We start from the raw sequence: 2,977 nt of genomic DNA, 5'->3' as shown, positions 1-2,977 counted from the left end.
CCCGTCCAGCCTCCTGCACTGGACCCGCCGCATGATCGAGATCCGCAAGCAGAACCCCGCCTTCGGACTGGGGTCTTTCACGGAACTCTCCTCGTCCAACCCGGCGGTGCTCGCGTTCCTCCGCGAATACGGTGACGACCTGGTGCTGTGCGTGCACAACTTCTCCCGGTTCGCGCAGCCCACCGAACTCGACCTGCGGGCCTTCGACGGGCGGCACCCGGTGGAGCTGATCGGCGGGGTGAAGTTCCCGGCCATCGGCGAGCTGCCGTATCTGCTGACCCTCGCGGGCCACGGTTTCTACTGGTTCCGGCTCACCCGACCCGCATCCCGCATCGGCCGCCGCCGCTGAGCGCCCGGCGCCGAGGAAAGGACGCGTCACCATGCCGAAGACCATCACCCTCAGCCCCCCGGCGGCGACCGGTGCCGACGGGCTCCTGGCCTCGCTCGGCGGCCTGCTGCGCGAATGGCTGCCCTTGCAGCGCTGGTTCGCGGGCAAGGACCGCCCGGCCACCGATCTCTCGGTGCTGTCCGTCACCGAGCTGTTCCCGGGCTGCCTGCACCTGCTGGTGAACGCCTCGCACGCACCTGTGCCCACGCCCGGCGGCACTCCCCCGCCCGGCGACTGCTACCAACTGCTGCTCGGCCTGCGCGAGCGGCCCGCGCCGGGCCTCGATCGGGCCTGCATCGGACGTGCCGAGCACGGCCCGCTGGCCGGGTTCGCCGTGTACGACGCGCTGTACGACCCGCGCTGCGCGCACCTGCTGCTGGAGCGGCTGCGGCAGCCCGGCAAGGCGGGGCCGCTGCGCTTCGAGGTGGACGAGGCCGCCGAGGTGCCGGGCGGCCTCGCGCCCCGGCTGCTGACCAGTGAGCAGTCCAACTCGTCGATCGTGTACGGCGACTCGTACATCCTGAAGCTGTTCCGCCGTATCCAGCCGGGCGTCAATCCGGATCTGGAGGTGCCACAGGCGCTGGCCGCGCAGGGGTGTGCGCGGGTGCCCGCGCCGGTCGCGTGGTTCTGCACCACCGCACCGCGCCCGGCCACGCTGGGCGTGCTCCAGCCGTTCCTGCCGGACGCGGTCGACGGCTGGGAGCTGGCACTCGGGGCGCTGGCCCGCGGCGACGACTTCACCACCGAGGCGAGCGAGCTGGGCGGCGCCATGGCCGAGGTGCACCTCGCGCTGGCCGGGGCGTTCCCGGCGGCCGCCGGGGACGAGAACGGCGTCACCGCCGACGCGATGTGCGTACGGCTGGACGCGGCGGCGCGGGTGGTGCCGGGGCTGCGGCCCTACGTGCCGGGCCTCAGGGCCGCCTTCGGGGCGCTGGCCGCCCGCGACTCCGGCCCGGCCGCCCAGCGCGTCCACGGGGACCTGCACCTGGGTCAGGTGCTGCGCGCCGGAACCGACTGGTTCGTCATCGACTTCGAGGGCGAGCCCTCCCGTCCGCTCGCCGAGCGGCGGACCGCGCAGTCCCCGGTGCGTGACATCGCCGGGATGCTGCGCTCCTTCGACTACGCGGCCCGGCAGCGCCGCCCCTGGCGGCCCGAGTGGGCGAGCCGCTGCCGGGAGGCGTTCTGCGCGGGCTACGCGGCCCGTGCGGGCTGGGACCCACGCAAGGAGCACGCGCTGCTGCGCGCGCACGAGACGGACAGGGCGGTGTACGAAGTGCTGTACGAGGCGAGACACCGGCCGGACTGGCTTCCGGTCCCGATGGCGGCCATCGAGCGGCTCGCCGAGTGGAGAGGCTGAATCATGGCACTGCGCGACACCTCACTGCCCGAGACCTCGGGCCCCGTCCGCACCTCGGGCACTGCCCTAGTGGGCGAGGAGCGCGACCGCCTGCTGGGCGGCGCGCATCACGACCCGCACGCGCTGCTGGGCGCCCACCCGGTGCCGGCCGGCGTCCTGTTCCGTGCCCTGCGCCCGAACGCGCGGGAGGTGAGCGTTCTGGCCGACGGAGTGCGCTCGCCGCTCGTCTCCGAGGGCGACGGTCTCTTCTCGGCCGTGCTGCCGTACCCGAAGATCCCGGCGTACGAGCTGGTGGTGGCCTACGACGACGGCGAGCAGACGGTGCACGACCCGTACCGTTTCGCGCCCGCGCTCGGTGAGCTGGATCTGCATCTGATCCGGGAGGGCCGGCACGAGGAACTGTGGAAGGCGCTGGGCGCCGAGCCGATGACCCACGAAGGTGTCCAGGGCACCCGGTTCACCGTGTGGGCCCCTAATGCCCAAGGAGTGCGGCTGGCCGGGGAGTTCACCTTCTGGGACGGCACCCAGTACCCGATGCGCTCGCTGGGCGCGGCCGGGGTGTGGGAGGTTTTCCTGCCGGGGATCGGTGAGGGCGCCAAGTACAAGTTCGAGATCACCTCGCGCTACGGCCACCGGTTCCTGAAGGCGGACCCGATGGCCCGGCTCACCGAGGTCCCGCCGGACACCGCCTCGGTCGTCACCTCCTCCCGCTACGCGTGGCACGACGCCGAGTGGATGGCGCACCGGGGCGACACCCCCGTGCACCGGGCTCCGATGTCGGTGTACGAGGTGCATCTGCCGTCCTGGCGGCCGGGGCTGACCTACCGCGAGCTGGCCGGGGAACTGCCCGGGTACGTGCGGGACCTGGGCTTCACGCATGTCGAGCTGATGCCGGTGGCCGGGCACCCGTTCAGCGGGTCGTGGGGCTACCAGGTCACCTCGTACTACGCGCCCACCCCGCGGCTCGGGTCGCCGGACGACTTCAGGTTCCTGGTGGACGCGCTGCACCGGGCGGGCATCGGCGTGATCATGGACTGGGTGCCGGCCCACTTCCCCAAGGACGACTGGGCGCTGGCCCGGTTCGACGGGGACCCGCTGTACGAGCCGGGAGACTCCCGGCGGGCGGAGCACCCGGACTGGGGGACCTACGAGTTCGACTTCGGCCGGACCGAGGTGCGCAACTTCCTGGTCGCCAACGCGGTCTACTGGTGCGAGGAGTTCCACATCGACGG

3 protein-coding genes are annotated in these 2,977 nt (G+C 72.8%); all 3 read left to right on the top strand.

What is annotated here, in order from left to right; genetic code table 11:
- On the top strand, positions 1-349 hold a 349-nt coding region (locus GT030_RS31290; protein WP_202460790.1), incomplete at its 5' end, for an alpha-glucosidase C-terminal domain-containing protein.
- Positions 350-380: 31 nt separating this feature from the next.
- Positions 381-1,745: a maltokinase gene (locus GT030_RS31285; protein WP_161203974.1), complete on the top strand. Its 1,365-nt coding sequence runs from the start codon at positions 381-383 to the stop codon at positions 1,743-1,745.
- 3 nt (positions 1,746-1,748) lie between these two features.
- The coding region (locus GT030_RS31280; RefSeq protein ID WP_237522956.1) for an alpha-amylase family glycosyl hydrolase at positions 1,749-2,977 on the top strand (1,229 nt) is incomplete at its 3' end.

The sequence above is a fragment of the Streptomyces sp. SID1328 genome (assembly GCF_009865595.1).
GTDB classification, from domain to species: domain Bacteria; phylum Actinomycetota; class Actinomycetes; order Streptomycetales; family Streptomycetaceae; genus Streptomyces; species Streptomyces griseoluteus.
The sequence above is the reverse complement of the archived record's forward strand: the minus strand, read 5'-3'. Positions and strand labels throughout refer to the sequence as shown.

Excerpts from the sequence above, each read along its gene's own strand:
- GT030_RS31285 (WP_161203974.1), top strand. The coding sequence starts at position 381 with ATGCCGAAGACCATCACCCTCAGCCCCCCGGCGGCGACCGGTGCCGAC.